Here is a 14,768-nt window from a genome sequence, read left to right on the forward strand (position 1 = left end):
CGGCCGGTGGCCGCGAGGAGCCCGCGCGAGGGAGTCGGTGGTCCGACGCGAAGCGGAGGACCACCGACGAGGCTGGGGAGGCGTGAGGTGCGGGGCGGTTGCGGTTCGGGTGGGACTCAAAGGGGCAGTCGCGAGGCGGGCGCAGGTGACGTAAGGACCGCAGGGAGCGAGCATCGCGAGCGACCGAGGACCACAACGAGCGTGCGCCCGCCTCGCGGCTGGGGCTTTGGAAGTGTTCTCCGAAGTCGCGCTCACTGTTCTGTAGTACCGAACTGCTGGGGCTTTGGAAGTGATCGTCGGTGCGGAATCAACTGATCGTCACGTCACGTGCGACGACACGAACGCTTATTTCCGCGCGACGATGCGGAGCACGTCCTCGTCCGCCAACTCGTGGCCCTTCCCGACCTGCTGGTCGTCGTGTTTCGCGCTCGACCCCGACACGCGCGCGAACTTGAACCGCTCGTCGAACTCGCCGCCGATCTTCTCGCAGGCGTCGCCGACGGTGTCGCCCTCGAACAAGATTAGCGGCTCCTCGTAGTCGACGCCGCGGCCCGGCTTGTCCATGTAGATCCGGACGAGCCCGAGCTCCTCCCAGAGCCGTTCTTTGAGCCCCTCGAGTCCGCGTTCCTCCTCCGCCGAGATGAACACCACGTCGTCGGGGTCGAGCCCGCGCTCGCGGAGTTCGGCCTGGACCGTCGGGAGGTACCCCTTGTCGATGAGGTCCGCCTTGTTGACCGCGACCATCGACGGCAGGTAGACGCGGTTGTCCATCACCGCGTCGACGAGCTCGTCGATCGTGAGGTCGTGCGGGATCGTCACCTTGGCGTTGACGTAGCCGTACTCGCGGAGCACCTGCTTGACGGTGTCCTCCTCGAGGCTCACCTCGTCGCTCATCGTCACCCCGATGCCGTCCTTGTGCGTCTTCCGAATGTTGATGTTCGGCGGATCCGTGTCGGTCCGGATGTTCGTGGCGTACAGCTCCTCGCTCAACCGGTCGTACTGCTCGATCTCGAACACCGAGAGCATGAACACGACGAGGTCCGCGGTCCGGACGACCGAGAGCACCTCCTTGCCGCCGCCGCGCCCGCCCGCGGCCCCCTCGATCAGTCCGGGGACGTCGAGGATCTGGATCTGTGCGCCCCGGTACTGGAGCATGCCCGGGTTGACGTCGAGCGTCGTGAACTCGTAGGAACCGACCTCGCTGTCGGCGTTGGTGAGGGCGTTTATCAGCGTGGACTTGCCCACGCTCGGGAACCCGACGAGCGCGACGGTGGCGTCGCCGTGCTTCTCGACGGCGTAGCCGTGGCCGCCGCCGGCGGAGGACTGGTTCTCCAGTTTCTCCTTTTTCTCCGCGAGCTTCGCCTTCAGCCGCCCGATGTGCGCCTCCGTGGACTTGTTGTAGGGCGTCTCGGCGATCTCCTCGCGGAGTTCCTCTATCTCTGCTTCCAGTCCCATCGGTACTACCTCGGCCGGTCGGCTCGTTAAAAGTGTTCCTTCGGGAGTCGCCGGAGAACACATTACTGGAGAGACATTTCGACACGGTTATGCGGGGGTCGTCCGTCACAGGACACGTCGAATGCCCGACGCCTCGACGTTCCGCGACAGCACGCAGATACTGCTCCCCGTCCGTGCGCTCGACGGGCTCCGCGAGGGGCTCGAAGAGCGGTTCACCTTGACGATCGTCGAGACCGACGGGCGCTGTCGGATCATCGGGAGCCCCGTCGAGATCAAGGACGCGAGCGCGTACCTCTCCCGCAACGGCGTCTCGATCGCGTGAGCGGTCAGTGGGCGGTCAGCCGACGACGCCGACGAGCAGCTGGACCGTGATCAACACGAGAAAGACCAGCCCCGCTGCGAACGAGCCGGCGGCGACACCGTGGGCGTTTCCGAGTCCGCGGCCGCGCACGCCGAAGTACGCCCCGAGGAAGACGAAGCCGGTGAGGAGCAGTCCGACGACGGCGTACACGATCGCGAGGAGCGAGCCGGAGAACCCCTCGACGAACGCGAAGTTTCCGACCGAGAGGACGACGAGCGCGCCGACGCCGAGCGCGATGACGACGAACGCGATCGACCACACGGCCGGGGTTCTCACGACCTCGGCCAGCCGTCGGGTGATCGCGGTGTAGGTGTCTACCGAGTCGTCGGCACCCGGCGCGCGCTGTCCGCCGATCCGAGCGGCGGCGACGATCGTGGCCAGGACGAGCAGGCCCATCAGCGCCGTACTCAAGAGGGTAAGCGAAACCATGATTTCCTCGTTACTACTCGGTCCGGACGCGTGTACAAATAGCCTTCGTATGTGCCACCACGGGCCTCACGGACGCCGGGGTACACAAGAGCTAAGTGCGCCATCCCCAAGGGAAGGATAAGAGCTGAGAGACGAACATGATAGACCCAATTACCCTACAACAAGGGACCGACTGGCGGGCACAAGCGGAGGTGTTCGACGAGATCTTCTTCGTCTTCCTCACGCTGGGGACGGTCGTCGGAATCATCGTGGTCTCGTACACGTTGTGGAACGTCTACAAGTATCGCGACGACGGCGGCGAACCCGACAAGGACTTCGACGCGCCGGTGGTCGGCGAACTGCCGACCGGACAGGGCGGGCCGAAGGCGAAGAAGCTCTTCCTCTCGTTCGGGCTGAGCGCGATCGTCGTCATCAGCCTCGTCGTGTACTCGTACGGACTGCTCCTCTACGTCGAGGACGGTCCCGACACGGACGAGGAAGGCGACATCGAGATCACCGTGGAGGGATACCAGTTCGGCTGGGAGTACATGTACCCCAACGGTCACTCGGAGACGAACGAACTGGTCGTCCCCGCGGACCAGCGGATCGACCTGAAGGTGACTTCGACCGACGTCTGGCACAACTTCGGGTCCTCGGAATTGCGGATAAAGACCGACGCCATCCCCGGTGAGACCAGCGAGACTTGGTTCTCCGTGAGTTCCGAGGAGGTCGAAGAACAGGGCGGCGAGGCGACCTATCGCGTCGAGTGCTTCGAACTCTGCGGCTCCGGCCACTCGGCGATGAAAGGCCAGATCACGGTCCTCCCCGAAGACGAGTGGGAAGAGTGGTACGCGGACACCGAAGGGTCGGAGGACGAAAACAGCTCGAACGTCGAGGGTGACCTCGCGACCCCGAGCGTGACTGGTTCGGCCGTCGGAGGTGTTTCCGCATGAGCGAGCTCCCGCCGACGACGTCGGTCCGCCGCTGGCTCGTCACGACCAACCACAAGGACATCGGGATCCTCTACCTGATCACGGCGCTGTTCTTCCTGCTCTTCGGCGGGGTACTCGCGCTACTGATCCGCGTCCAGCTCTGGGACCCGTCGAACCAGGTCCTCTCCGGGCTCGCGTACAACGAGGCCGTCACCGCCCACGGGATGATCATGGTGTTCTGGTTCCTCTCGCCGTTCGCGTTCGCGTTCGCGAACTACGTCGTCCCGCTCCAGATCGGGGCCGACGACCTCGCGTTCCCCCGGCTGAACGCCCTCTCCTACTGGCTGTACCTCTTCTCGGGCGTCCTGCTCGCGATCAGCTTCTTCCAGGGCGGCACGCTCACCGCCGGCTGGACCATGTACGCGCCGCTCAACGTCCCGATGTACACGCCGAGCATCGGCTCGACCGGGGCGATCCTCGCGCTCACCATGTTCATCGTCGGGGTGACCGCCTCGACGGTGAACTTCCTCACGTCGATCCACCACTCGCGTGCCGAAGGAATGGGGATCATGGACATGCCGCTTTTCACCTGGTCGATCCTCGCGACCGTCTGGATGATGCTGTTCGCGTTCGCCGCCCTGCTCGGAGCGTTGCTGATCCTCGGGTCCGACCGCGTGCTCGGGAGCGTCTACTTCTCGGCGACCGAGGGCGGCTCCCTGCTGTGGGGTCACCTCTGGTGGTTCTTCGGCCACCCCGAGGTGTACATCGTCTTCTTCCCGGCCCTGGGAGTCATGCTCGAACTGTTCCAGACGTTCTCCGGCCGCCGGCTCGTCGGCCGCAAGTGGGTCATCATCGCCATCTGTCTTATCGCCGTCCAGTCGTTCCTCGTGTGGATGCACCACATGTTCCTGACGACGATCAACCTCGAGATCAAGACGCTGATGATGGCGACCACGATCGGGATCTCGTTGCCGTTCGACCTGATTGTCTTCTCGCTCATCTACACGCTCATGAAGGGCCGTATCCAGTTCACGACGCCGTTCCTGTTCGCGTTCGGCGCGCTACTGTTGTTCATCCTCGGGGGCATCACCGGCGTCTTCCTCGGCGCCATCATCCTCGACTACGAGTTCCGCGGCACCTACTGGGTGGTCGCACACTTCCACTACGTCATGTTCGGCGGCGCGACCGCACTCGTCGGAGCGATCTACTACTGGTTCCCGAAGATGACGGGGAAGATGTACGACGAGTTCCTCGGCAAGCTTCACTTCGCCGCGTTCTTCATCGGCTTCAACGCCGTATACTTCTCGATGTTCCTCGCGTGGGAGACGCCCCGCCGGGTGTTCGAGTACGATCCCGCGCTCCAGATCTTCCACCAGGCCGGCACGATCGGCGCCTTCATCCTCGGCTTTTCGTTCCTCATCATGTTCTACAACCTCGGAAAGTCGTACGTCTCCGGCCCCGTCGTGGGCGAGAACCCGTGGGATTACTCGCGGACCGCCGAGTGGGCGGTTCCCTCGCCGCCGCCGCTCGAGAACTGGCCGAACCGCCCCTCCTACGCCTCCGGGAAGCTGGAGTTCGTGAAGGATTACGTCCCGGACGGCGGGCCGGCGGTGAAAGCCGACGAGAACGGGAACGCCGTCACCGACGGCGGCGACAGCCACGCCGACCACATCCGCGAGTACGCACACTGGGACAAACACCCCAGCCACGCGAGCATCTGGCCGTTCACGCTCTCGTTGATGCTCGGGGTCATGCTCCTGGGCCTGTCCGGCTTCAACGACTCGATCTCGATCGGTGTCGCCGACTCGCTGGCGACGACGCCGGTGACGATCAGCAACCCGGTGTACCCGGCGTTGACCGTCCTCGGACTGCTCGGACTCGTGTACTCCGGCGTGATGTGGGGCTTCGAGGACTTCTACGCGCCGCCCACGGAGTTCGCCGAGCGCTGGCCGTTCAACGGCGTCGAGAAAGTCAAGCTGGGGATGTGGTTCTTCCTCGCCTCGGACGTGCTCGTCTTCGGCGCGTTCATCTCCGCGGCCGTGTTCATCCGGTACAACGCCGGCTGGCAGGAGTGGTCGCCGCTGACCGAGTCGCTGCCGGGACTCATCAACACGTTCGTGCTGCTCACGTCGTCGTTCACGGTGATCCTCGCGCTGGTGGCGGCCCACCGGAACAGCCGAAAGGGGCTGCTTGCGTCACTGGGGGCGACGATCGCTCTCGGGCTGACGTTCCTCGCGATCAAGATGTGGGAGTGGCACCACGAGATATACGACGTCGGCGTCACGATCGCGGAGAACTCCCACGGCGACCCGATCCAGGCGTCGATCTACTACGTCACGACCGGCCTCCACGGCGTACACGTGGTCGGTGGGCTGTTGATCGCCGGGTTCCTCTTCTACCGGGCGTACCACGGCGCGTACCTGGAGGACGAACGCCCGGTGGAGTACTTCGGGCTCTACTGGCACTTCGTCGACATCGTCTGGGTCTTCCTCTTCCCGCTCTTCTACCTCTTCTGAGGCGCGGTCCCCCTTCGACGCGGCGCCGGTTTCCGTTCTCCCCGTTTCGAGCGACGGCCCCGCGTCACGCTCGAACCAGCCGCTTAGGGACGCGACGGCTCCGGATCCGCGTATTCGAGGCGGAGCCTCCGGCCTCAAGGAGCGAGTGGGTCGAGCGGTTGTACGAGTACGTCGAATACAAGGCCGAACGCCACGGCATCGACGTGGCACAGGTGGACCCGAAGAATACGTCACGCCGTTGTTCACACTGTGGGTCACTGACCCGGCCGCGACGGCGAGGACTCCGAGTGTCTGAAATGCGGCTACGAGAACCACGCCGACCACAACGCCGCAAAGAACATCGGACTGCGGTATCTCCGTCGGAAGCAACCTGGGTCCGGCGGAGGCGCCCCCGTAGGCGTGCGGTTGAATCGCGGGACGGTGAACGCGAACGGAAGATATGAACCGCCTGCCGGGGATTCCGGCGAGAGCGGGAGTCCACGCGAAAGCCCCACCCCCAACGAAGCGAGGTCGTCAGACCGAACGAAGTAGGGTGGGGTAGTTCACTCGGCCGTTCCGACCACGTCCGCGTCGGTCGGTCCCCCGCCGTCGAAGGCGGCGACCGCCTCGTCGAGCCGATCCGGGTCGTCCGCCGCCGGGAGCGTCCGGTCCGCGGTTCGACACTCGGCGTCGACGCCGAGGCGGTCACAGACGAGGTCGGCCGTCGACTCGGCCATCAGCCGGTAGGTCGTCAGCTTCCCGCCGACGACGCTGACGGCGTTCTCGACGCCGTCCGGCGCGTGGTCGAGCCTGAAGAATCCCCGGGAGATCCCGCGTCCGCCGCGTTCGTCCTCGTCCGGTGCGTACAGCGGGCGGACTCCCCACCACTCGCGAACGACCGGCGCGTCCGCGACCGGCGGGAGCATCGCCGCACACTCCTCGATCGACGTCTCTACCTCCCACCGGGCTCGTTCGTAGTCGTCCGGGTCGTTCACCGGGACGCTCGTCGTCCCGAGGACGGCCTCCGAACCGTGTGGAACGACGATATCGCCGTCGTCGGGGTCACGACAGCGGTTCAACACCGGGTCGAGCCCGTCGTACTCGACCGAGACCATCACGCCCCGGGTCGGCCGCATGTCGACGTCGAGCCCGGCCATCGACGCCACCTCGCCCGCCCACGGGCCGGCGGCGTTCACGGCGTACTCCGGCCGGATCGTCCCGTCGACGTCCCCGCCGACGTCGACCTCGGTTATCGCCCCGTCCTCGACTGTCACCGACTCCACCGGCGCGTGCGGGTAGACGTCGGCGCCGTGCTCCTCGGCGTCGAGCGCGTTCGCTGCGACCAGCCGGGAAGGATACACGACCCCGTCGGGCACGCGGAACGCCCGCTCGACGTCGTCGGCGAGGTCGGGGACGAGTTCGCGCGCTGTGTCCGAGTCCATCCGCTCGGCGGGGATGCCGACTTCCGTACAGGCGTCGTACTTCTCCTCGAAGTAGTCGTCGTCGTCGGCAGCGAGACTCACGAAGAGGCCGTCGGTCTCGCCGACGCACGCCCCGGCGATCCGGCGGAGGACGCGGTTCTCCTCCAGACACTCCACTGCCCCGTCGGGGTCGGCCTCGGCGTAGCGGGCCCCGCTGTGTAACAGCCCGTGTGAGCGCCCGGACGTCCCACTACAGAGCCCACCCCGGTCGATCAGGGTCACGTCCAGCCCTCGCATCGCGAGGTCCCGGGCGGTTCCGGACCCCGTCGCTCCGCCGCCGATCACGAGCACGTCGGGTGATAACGACATACGATCCGTACGGCTCACAGCTCCAAGAGCCTGTCCGTGGGTCCGGTCACGGGCTCCCGAGGGCAGGTCAGTTCTCCGGTTCGGTCGGTGGGTTCCCCTGAAGTCGACGGGCGGCCAGGGTGAAGAGCCCGAGGCCGACGAGATAGAGCCGCCAACCTCGCCCCGCGATCGGGAAGCGGCGGTCTATCGTCTCCGACGCCGCGAGCGTCACCGGGTCGTCCGGCTCGACCGGATTGTTCACGTGGACCGACTGCGTGGTCCCCGTGCTGCCGGCGTCGACCCGCCGGCTCCCCGTCTCGGGATCGAGGTCGATATCGACGAACGTTTGCACGAAGCCGTCGGTCGTGGACCAGAGCAGCTCCCCGTCCAGCCGGAAGAAGGCGTCGTGGAGCGGCCAGAGGACGTTCACGCCGTCGAGGTGCGCCCAGTCGAGCGACACGTGCGCGAAGACGTGGACGAACACCACGGCCCAGGCGATCCGGACGCCGCGCTCCGCGAACGCGTCGCGGAGGGCGGACCGCTCGCGGATCCGGGTGTCGTAGTAGAGCAGGAGCGCGGCAACCGCCGGAAACACGAAGTTGTGGCCGACGGTTCGATGCGCGCCGGACATGACGAGGCCGAGAAACGAGTCGGCCTCGGGGAGGACGACCACAGCGAGGACGACGGCGAGCGCTCTCCGGTCGTAGTCCCCCCGCAACAGTCCCGCAGTGAGCACCAGCGCGAAGCCGGCGTGAACGACCGTGGAGACCATCTATCGGCTCGCCTCCGTCGCTGACTCCTCCGTCGCGGGTTCCGTCCCGGCCCGTCCCCACGGTCGGAACCGGACCGCGAGCGACGCGACCGCGCTCGCGACGACGACCGCCTGCCACCCGGCGTCGACGACGACGAACACGCGCTCGCTCCCGAGCCCGAGTCCCGGTCGACCGTCGGGGTTCACCCACGTGGAGACGGCGTGCGTTTCGGTCGTTCCCGGGCTCTCGAACGGGAGGACCCCGGGACCCCCGCCGCCCGAGACGAACGTCTGGACGACGCCGTCCTGCGTCGAGAACAGCAGGAGGCCGTCGACAACGTAGTAGACGTTTTCGACGGGATACAGCAGGCTCACGCCCGGCCCGACGAAGAGGTCGGGGGCGATCCCGGCGATCGAGAACCCGGCGAGTGCGACCCAGCCGACCCGGACGCCCCGCCAGCCGTACCGCTCGCGGAGGGCGGACCGCCCGCGAAGCGCCGTGTCCCAGTAGAGGAGCCCCGCCAGCGCGAGCGGGACCCAGACGTTGTGGGCGAGGGCGTTCGTCGCGCCCGCGAGCGCGAGGCTCACGACCGCGTCGAGGGTCGGCAGGAGGGCGGCAGTGACGACGACCGCGACCGACCGGCCGTCGAACGCCGGCCCCAGGAGTGCCGCAGCGAGCAACGCGCCGAGCGCGGCGGTGAGCAGGGTCGGTGCCATTGGCGGGTCCTTCGGTCCCGCGAGGATAAGTTCTCTGGCGGGAGGAGGCGCCGCCCGTGGGTTCCGACACACCCGACCGGATCTCACAGCTTCCGACGCACCCGACCGAAGCTATTCGGGCCTCGATCCCGAACGGTCGCGTGATGAAGGTCGGACTCCTCTCGGACGTCCACGCGAACCTGCCCGCACTGGAGGCGGTCCTCGAGGACATGCCGCCGGTCGCCGAGGTCGTCTGTGCCGGCGACGTGGTCGGCTACAACCCGTGGCCCGCCGAGTGTCTCGCGCGCGTCCGCGAGGTCTCCACGGCGACGGTCCGCGGGAACCACGACCGGACCGTCGAGACGCCCGAGCGGTACCGCGCCAACCTGATGGCCGAGGCCGGACTCGAACACGCGAAACGCGAGCTCTCGAGCGAGGGATTGACGTGGCTTCGCTCGTTGCCGCGGGCGACGTGGTTCGGGGACGGTCGCTACCACCTGGTCCACTCACATCCCGCATCCGAACGTGAGGACGCGTACGTCTACCCCGGGGAGTTCCCGGCGCTCGACCGGCACCTCGACGCGCTCGCCGACGACGCGCCGACCGACGTGGAGGGCGACCGCGACGACATCGACGGCCTCGTGCTCGGTCACACCCACGTTCAAGGGGCCCGCTCGGTCGACGGTCGGCTCGTCGTCAACCCGGGTAGCGTCGGCCAGCCCCGCGACGGCGACCCGGACGCCGCTTACGCGGTGCTCGACGTCGACGCCGGCGAGGTCGACCTCCGACGGGTCGCCTACGACGTCGACCGCGTCGCCGAGGCGGTCGAACGTGAGGGGTTGCCGACGCGGACCGCGGAACGGCTGTATCGCGGGGAGTGACGGCGTGGACCCGGCCGTCCGCTCAGGGCCAGTAGCCCGCGACGAGGAGCAGGTTCCGCCCGGCAACGAGAAGCGAGAGCCCCCCGACGCCGGCACACATCAGCGTGGCCACCAGCCGACGGCTCCCGCCCGCGACCGCGATCGGGATCCCGATGACGGCCATTCCGAGGGCCTTCGTGACCAACATGCCGCGGAGCGGGCCGAGCCACGTGATGAACGTGCGACCGACCGGCGAGCCCTCGACGAAGCCGCCCGTCGAGATCGCGAGGTACGTCGACCACACGTCGGCGACGGTACCGACGACGAGGAGGGCGATCGCGACGGCGAGTCGTCGGGACACGACCGGAGGCACGCGCCCGGCGAGCATAAGTTTCCTGACCGCCCGCCGTCGGTCGAACTCGAATCCGGCCGGGCGCCGACGGCTGGTCGCCCGGCGCGCACGCCCCATGGACATTTAACCCGATCCGACGCGTACGACGGATGATGAGTGCTTCCGACGAGAACGCATACGACGTCGCGGTCGTGGGCGGCGGCCCGGCCGGACTGACGACCGCGCTGTACGGCGCGCGGCTCGGCCACGAGACGCTACTGATCGACCGCGGCGGCGGCAGGGCAGCGATGATGGCGGACACCCACAACGTGATCGGCGTCACCGAGGAGGTCTCCGGCAACGAACTCCTCGCGACCGGCCGCGAGCAGGTGGCCTCCTACGGCGCCGACCTCGAGCGGGGGTTCGTCGAGGCGGTCGAGCGGGTCGACGACGGGGGCGACGGCGAGGAGCGGTTCCGGCTCGTCGCCGGCGACGACGAGTTCACCGCCGGGCGGGTCGTGCTCGCGACGGGCTTCTCGGACGAGCGTCCGGACCCGCCGCTGCCGCGGAACGCCAGAGGGCTCCACTGGTGTCTCCACTGTGACGCGTACATGTTCGTCGACGAGCCGGTGTACGTGATGGGTCACGGCGAGGCGGCCGCCCACGTCGCGATGATCATGCTCAACGTCACCGACGACGTCGACCTCCTGACCCGCGGCGCGGAGCCGACCTGGAGCGACGAGACAACAGCACAGCTCGAGGCGCACCCGGTCGAGGTGGTCCACGAGGAGGTCTCCGGCGTGGAGAACGACCCCGACTCCGGCTGGCTGGAGGCGATGGAGTTCGCGGACGGCACCCGCCGGGAGTACCGCGGCGGCTTCCCAATGTACGGCTCCGACTACAACACCGCGCTCGCGGAGTCGCTCGGCTGTGAGCTGACCGACGACGGCCGGATCGACGTCGACGACCACGGTCGAACGAGCGTCGACGGCGTCTTCGCGGTCGGCGACGTCACCCCGGGTCACAACCAGATCCCGGTCGCGATGGGCCAGGGCGCGAAGGCCGGCCTCGCGATCCACAAGGAGATCCGCGAGTTCCCGCGCTCGAAGGAGGCCATCGCCCGCGACGGCCCCGTGAGCGAGGCGGAGGTGCCCGCGATCTCGCCGGAGCTTCTGGCCACCGCGGTCGCCCACGAGGGGCACGCCGGCGGACCGCGGGAGTCGCCGTCGGCGGAGGCGGCCGCGGACGACGACTGAGGAGGGAGGTCGTCTACTCGGAGAGATCGAAGCGTTCCGCGGCCGTCCGCATGTCCTTGTCGCCGCGGCCACAGAGGTTGACCAACAGCGTTTCGTGTCGGTCCTCCTCCGCTAACTTGGCGGCCAGCGCGAGCGCGTGTGCGGGCTCTAACGCCGGGATGATCCCTTCGGCCTCGCTCAGTTCACGGAACGCGGTCAACGCCTCGTCGTCGGTGATCGCGTGGTATTCGGCACGGCCCATCTCCTGGAGCGCGGCGTGTTCCGGACCGATGGCCGGGTAGTCGAGGCCGGCGGAGATCGAGTGGTTCCGCGTCTCCTCACCGATGGTCTTCGTTTTCATCCCCTGGAAGATCCGCGGCTCCTCCTGTCTGGTCTTCGATAGCGGGGCGGAGTGATTGGCGTCGTCGGTTCCGCCCGGTTCGGCCCCGTAGAACAGCACGTCGTCGTCTTTGAACGCGTGCCAGAGCCCGATCGAGTTCGAGCCGCCGCCGACACACGCCACACACGCATCGGGTAACTCCCCGTGTAACTCCAGGATCTGCTCGCGTGCTTCCTCGCCGATGACGGACTGGAACTCCCGAACCATCCGTGGGAACGGGTCCGGACCCACGACGCTTCCGACGAGGTAATGCGTCGAATCGACGTTTTCGGCGAAGTCCTCCAAGGCGGCGTCGACGGCCTCCTTGAGCCCCGCGTTGCCGCGCTCGACCGGCTCCACGTCGGCGCCCATGAGGCGCATTCTGAAGACGTTCATCTCCTGTCGTCGCATGTCGTGACGGCCCATGTATACCGTCACGTCCAGGTTCAGGAGTGCCCCGACCATCGCCGTCGCGGTCCCGTGTTGTCCGGCTCCCGTCTCGGCGATCAGTCGATCCTTACCGGCGCGGTCGGCCAGCAGCGCCTGTCCGAGCGTGTTGTTCAGTTTATGGGCACCACCGTGGAGGAGGTCCTCGTGTTTGAGATAGATGTCCGTATCGTACCGCTCGCTCAGCGTTTCCGCGTGAAACACCGGCGTCGGTCGTCCGGCGAAGTGTTCGAGCAGGTCACGGAACTCGGCCATGAACTCCTCGTCCGCGACCGCGTCCTCGTACGCCGCCGCCAACTCCGCTAGCGGCGCTTCGAGCGGTTCCGGAACGTGTCGACCGCCGAACTCGCCGAATTCACCTGGCGTAGCCATGACTCGTACATGGAGACAGATCACCAAAAGTTCGATGACGGCAGATCGACGTGTTTTATCCGGACCGCCCGCCGGCTCCCCCGTCCCCTCACGCCGACTCCCCCGTCCTCTCACGCCGACTCCCCCGTCCTCTCACGCCGACTTCCCCGTCCTCTCACGCCGACTTCCCGGGATCTCCGCTCATCTCCGTTCCCCGTCCCGTTCGGTCGCTTCCGGTCTCCGTCCCGTTCGGGTGCTTTCGTCGGGACTCGGTGCGTGACGGGACGCCCGCTCGAGGGACGTCGATACCGACCCTTTTTGATCCGCCCTCGCCGACGGTTCGTATGGGAACCATCGACGCGGACTTCTCCGGCGAGACGGTCGTCGTTACGGGGGGATCGAGCGGTATCGGTCGCGCGGTCGCGACCGGGTTCGGCGACGCGGGTGCGACCGTGATCAACGCCGACGTCCGGGCGGAACCGAAGGACGTCGACGCCGACACCCCCACACACGAGGCCATCGAGGAGCGCGGCGGAACCGCCGTCTTCGTCGAGACCGACGTCTCCGACCCGAACCGGATCGAGTCGGTGATCGAGGCAGCTCGCGAGTTCGGCGGGGTCGACGTGATGGTGAACAACGCGGGCGTCCACCGCAACCTCGAGTTCCTCGAGGTCGACCCCGAGGACTTCGAGTTCGTCCACGGCGTCAACCTCAGGGGCGCGTTCTTCGGGACGCAGTTGGCTGGACGGGACATGATCGACCGCGGCGTCGAGGGAGCGATCGTGAACACGTCGTCGACGACGGCCGAACGCGCGGAGTGGAACCACTCCCACTACGCGACGACGAAGGGCGGTATCCGGATGCTCACCCGGAGCGCAGCGCTCGAACTCGACCGGCACGGGATCCGGGTAAACGCTGTCGCGCCGGGACCGATCGCCACCGAGATCCGTGAGGGCTGGTCCGACGAGGCGAGTCAGATCGGGGAGTCGGACGGACTCCCGTCCCGATCCGGGGTTCCCGAAGACCTGCGTGACGCGTACCTCTACCTCGCCTCGGAGGGCGCGAGCTACGTGACCGGCGAGACGGTGTGGGTCGACGGCGGAGCGAGCCTGTAGGACGTGGGGGCCAGACCCTCGAATCCGCTCCGTATTTTTCCTCGCTTCGTTCGAGAAAAACGCCGGCCGGGACCCCCGCGAGCAAACGCCGTGAGAGAGTGGGGGTACGGGCGGCGCACGACCGAAGGGAGTGCGCCGGCCGGGATTTGAACCGGAATCAGACGTGCTCGCTCGCTTCGCTCGCTGTGCGCGACTGATAGGGTTCAAATCCCTCTCGGCGATTTCTCTCACTTCGTTCGAGAAATGCGCCGGCCGGGATTTGAACCCGGGCCATGAGCTTGGAAGGCTCAGGTCCTACCACTAGACCACCGGCGCGCGTTCGTGAGAAACGGGTGCCGGAATAAGGAGTTTACCCTTTGGCGTCGCCGACGCCGACGCCGGAGGAAACGACCGTGCAGGAAAGGAAGCCACGACCGATCGAGCCGAGCCGACCGGACCCTCGATCTCGTTTTCAGCGTGCTTGACGGTCGCTGACGCCGCTCCCCGAGGCTCGCCTCAGACGGTCGTCTCCGGGTCGCGGACGGTCCCGTAGCAGTTCCCGCTCGAGACCTCGACGTCGACGGCGACGAGGTCGCTCTCGGCGAGGTCCGCCTCGAACTCCTCGGGGTCGTAGACGTGGTAGTAACGGGGAACCGTCTCGCCGCCGGGGAGCGTCCAGTCGACGGTCGTGTCGAACCCCTCCTCGCGGTCGAACCGGTCGTGAGCGGTGCTCCACGCGCTCACGAGCGCGACGCCGCCCGGCCGGAGGACCCGGGCGAGTTCGTTCAGGCTCCGGATCCGACATGTCCGCGGCGAGAGGTGATGGAGGGTTGCGACGTACACCGCCAGATCGACCGCGTCGTCCGCGATCGGGAGCGCCGCGGCGTCGCCGTGGACGAACGCCGTCCGGTCGTCGAACCCCCGTTCTCGTGCCCGTCGAACCGCCTCACGGAGCAACCCGCGGCTGAGGTCGACGCCGACCGCGATCCGCGCACGCTCGCTCAGGGGCTCGGTGTGCCGTCCGTTTCCGCAACCGACGTCGAGCGCGCGGTCGGCGGTCCGTCCCTCGAGGAACGACTCGACCTCCGGCCAGGCGTACTCGCGCGTCTCCGAGAAGTGGCCGGCGATCCGGTCGTACGTCGACTGCGGGTCCATATCCGGCGGTCGGGGGCGACCGATATAGGTTCGGTGGCCTGCCGTGCCC

14 protein-coding genes, 1 tRNA gene and 1 pseudogene are annotated in these 14,768 nt (G+C 67.5%); 7 read left to right on the top strand and 9 right to left on the bottom strand.

The features are described from left to right. Nucleotides 1-345: 345 nt before the first annotated feature. Nucleotides 346-1,455 carry a GTP-binding protein gene (locus tag DQW50_RS10145; protein ID WP_112079168.1) on the bottom strand — a complete coding sequence of 370 codons (1,110 nt, stop codon included), beginning with the start codon at nt 1,453-1,455 and terminating at the stop codon, nt 346-348. Between the two features lie 121 nt (nt 1,456-1,576). Between DQW50_RS10145 and DQW50_RS10150 the strand changes: the two genes are divergently transcribed. Beyond that, nucleotides 1,577-1,777 carry a hypothetical protein gene (locus DQW50_RS10150; protein WP_112079169.1) on the top strand — a complete coding sequence of 67 codons (201 nt, stop codon included), beginning with the start codon at nt 1,577-1,579 and terminating at the stop codon, nt 1,775-1,777. Nucleotides 1,778-1,792: 15 nt separating this feature from the next. Here the strand turns inward: DQW50_RS10150 and DQW50_RS10155 are convergent, their stop codons facing one another. Continuing rightward, nucleotides 1,793-2,245: a hypothetical protein gene (locus DQW50_RS10155; RefSeq protein ID WP_112079170.1), complete on the bottom strand. Its 453-nt coding sequence runs from the start codon at nt 2,243-2,245 to the stop codon at nt 1,793-1,795. A 137-nt stretch (nt 2,246-2,382) separates the two neighbouring features. Here DQW50_RS10155 and coxB point away from each other — a divergent pair, with 137 nt between their 5' ends. The 3 genes and pseudogenes from coxB to DQW50_RS10170 form a co-directional block, all read left to right on the top strand. Continuing rightward, nucleotides 2,383-3,177 carry a cytochrome c oxidase subunit II gene (coxB, locus tag DQW50_RS10160; RefSeq protein ID WP_112079171.1) on the top strand — a complete coding sequence of 265 codons (795 nt, stop codon included), beginning with the start codon at nt 2,383-2,385 and terminating at the stop codon, nt 3,175-3,177. Next, a complete protein-coding gene (locus DQW50_RS10165; protein ID WP_112079172.1) occupies nt 3,174-5,672 on the top strand; it encodes a cbb3-type cytochrome c oxidase subunit I in 2,499 nt (832 codons plus the stop codon). Before coxB ends, DQW50_RS10165 begins: the two co-directional genes overlap by 4 nt. 155 nt (nt 5,673-5,827) lie before the next feature. After that, nucleotides 5,828-6,203 (top strand): annotated as a pseudogene (locus DQW50_RS10170) (zinc ribbon domain-containing protein); the annotation flags it as partial. An 11-nt stretch (nt 6,204-6,214) separates the two neighbouring features. Here the strand turns inward: DQW50_RS10170 and DQW50_RS10175 are convergent. From DQW50_RS10175 to DQW50_RS10185, 3 genes are all read right to left on the bottom strand, one after another. Further along, complete coding sequence (locus tag DQW50_RS10175; protein ID WP_112079173.1) at nt 6,215-7,441, bottom strand: FAD-dependent oxidoreductase; 1,227 nt, start codon at nt 7,439-7,441, stop codon at nt 6,215-6,217. A 67-nt stretch (nt 7,442-7,508) separates the two neighbouring features. After that, a complete protein-coding gene (locus tag DQW50_RS10180; RefSeq protein WP_112079174.1) occupies nt 7,509-8,192 on the bottom strand; it encodes a metal-dependent hydrolase in 684 nt (227 codons plus the stop codon). Next, on the bottom strand, nt 8,193-8,888 hold the full coding sequence (locus DQW50_RS10185) for a hypothetical protein (protein ID WP_112079175.1): 696 nt from the start codon (nt 8,886-8,888) through the stop codon (nt 8,193-8,195). 143 nt (nt 8,889-9,031) lie between these two features. On the opposite strand from DQW50_RS10185, the gene DQW50_RS10190 reads away from it, so the two are divergent. Further along, entirely contained in the window at nt 9,032-9,748 is a 717-nt protein-coding gene (locus DQW50_RS10190) for a metallophosphoesterase (protein ID WP_112079238.1), read from the top strand. A 22-nt stretch (nt 9,749-9,770) separates the two neighbouring features. Here the strand turns inward: DQW50_RS10190 and DQW50_RS10195 are convergent, their stop codons facing one another. Continuing rightward, nucleotides 9,771-10,088 (bottom strand): DUF5658 family protein, encoded by a 318-nt coding sequence (locus DQW50_RS10195; RefSeq protein WP_112079239.1) that lies wholly within the window; start codon nt 10,086-10,088, stop codon nt 9,771-9,773. A 143-nt stretch (nt 10,089-10,231) separates the two neighbouring features. On the opposite strand from DQW50_RS10195, the gene DQW50_RS10200 reads away from it, so the two are divergent. Further along, entirely contained in the window at nt 10,232-11,314 is a 1,083-nt protein-coding gene (locus tag DQW50_RS10200) for an NAD(P)/FAD-dependent oxidoreductase (RefSeq protein WP_112079240.1), read from the top strand. Nucleotides 11,315-11,327: 13 nt separating this feature from the next. On the opposite strand, the gene trpB is transcribed toward DQW50_RS10200, so the two are convergent. Further along, nucleotides 11,328-12,491: a tryptophan synthase subunit beta gene (gene trpB / locus DQW50_RS10205; RefSeq protein ID WP_112079176.1), complete on the bottom strand. Its 1,164-nt coding sequence runs from the start codon at nt 12,489-12,491 to the stop codon at nt 11,328-11,330. A gap of 323 nt (nt 12,492-12,814) precedes the next feature. On the opposite strand from trpB, the gene DQW50_RS10210 reads away from it, so the two are divergent. Further along, complete coding sequence (locus DQW50_RS10210) at nt 12,815-13,585, top strand: SDR family NAD(P)-dependent oxidoreductase (protein ID WP_112079177.1); 771 nt, start codon at nt 12,815-12,817, stop codon at nt 13,583-13,585. Nucleotides 13,586-13,829: 244 nt separating this feature from the next. On the opposite strand, the gene DQW50_RS10215 is transcribed toward DQW50_RS10210, so the two are convergent. Continuing rightward, nucleotides 13,830-13,900: transfer RNA gene (locus DQW50_RS10215), tRNA-Gly, on the bottom strand. Between the two features lie 180 nt (nt 13,901-14,080). Then, complete coding sequence (locus DQW50_RS10220) at nt 14,081-14,719, bottom strand: class I SAM-dependent methyltransferase (protein ID WP_112079178.1); 639 nt, start codon at nt 14,717-14,719, stop codon at nt 14,081-14,083. Nucleotides 14,720-14,768: the final 49 nt, after the last annotated feature.

It is taken from the genome of Halorubrum sp. 48-1-W (genome assembly GCF_003287355.1).
Taxonomy (GTDB): domain Archaea; phylum Halobacteriota; class Halobacteria; order Halobacteriales; family Haloferacaceae; genus Halorubrum.

Bases quoted from the DNA above. Each gene is read 5' to 3' on its own strand.
- DQW50_RS10145 (WP_112079168.1), bottom strand. From the start codon at position 1,455: ATGGGACTGGAAGCAGAGATAGAGGAACTCCGCGAGGAGATCGCCGAG.
- DQW50_RS10155 (WP_112079170.1), bottom strand. From the start codon at position 2,245: ATGGTTTCGCTTACCCTCTTGAGTACGGCGCTGATGGGCCTGCTCGTC.
- DQW50_RS10220 (WP_112079178.1), bottom strand. From the start codon at position 14,719: ATGGACCCGCAGTCGACGTACGACCGGATCGCCGGCCACTTCTCGGAG.
- DQW50_RS10180 (WP_112079174.1), bottom strand. From the start codon at position 8,192: ATGGTCTCCACGGTCGTTCACGCCGGCTTCGCGCTGGTGCTCACTGCG.
- DQW50_RS10185 (WP_112079175.1), bottom strand. From the start codon at position 8,888: ATGGCACCGACCCTGCTCACCGCCGCGCTCGGCGCGTTGCTCGCTGCG.
- DQW50_RS10190 (WP_112079238.1), top strand. From the start codon at position 9,032: ATGAAGGTCGGACTCCTCTCGGACGTCCACGCGAACCTGCCCGCACTG.
- DQW50_RS10165 (WP_112079172.1), top strand. From the start codon at position 3,174: ATGAGCGAGCTCCCGCCGACGACGTCGGTCCGCCGCTGGCTCGTCACG.
- DQW50_RS10210 (WP_112079177.1), top strand. From the start codon at position 12,815: ATGGGAACCATCGACGCGGACTTCTCCGGCGAGACGGTCGTCGTTACG.
- DQW50_RS10175 (WP_112079173.1), bottom strand. From the start codon at position 7,441: ATGTCGTTATCACCCGACGTGCTCGTGATCGGCGGCGGAGCGACGGGG.
- coxB (WP_112079171.1), top strand. From the start codon at position 2,383: ATGATAGACCCAATTACCCTACAACAAGGGACCGACTGGCGGGCACAA.
- DQW50_RS10200 (WP_112079240.1), top strand. From the start codon at position 10,232: ATGAGTGCTTCCGACGAGAACGCATACGACGTCGCGGTCGTGGGCGGC.
- trpB (WP_112079176.1), bottom strand. From the start codon at position 12,491: ATGGCTACGCCAGGTGAATTCGGCGAGTTCGGCGGTCGACACGTTCCG.
- DQW50_RS10150 (WP_112079169.1), top strand. From the start codon at position 1,577: ATGCCCGACGCCTCGACGTTCCGCGACAGCACGCAGATACTGCTCCCC.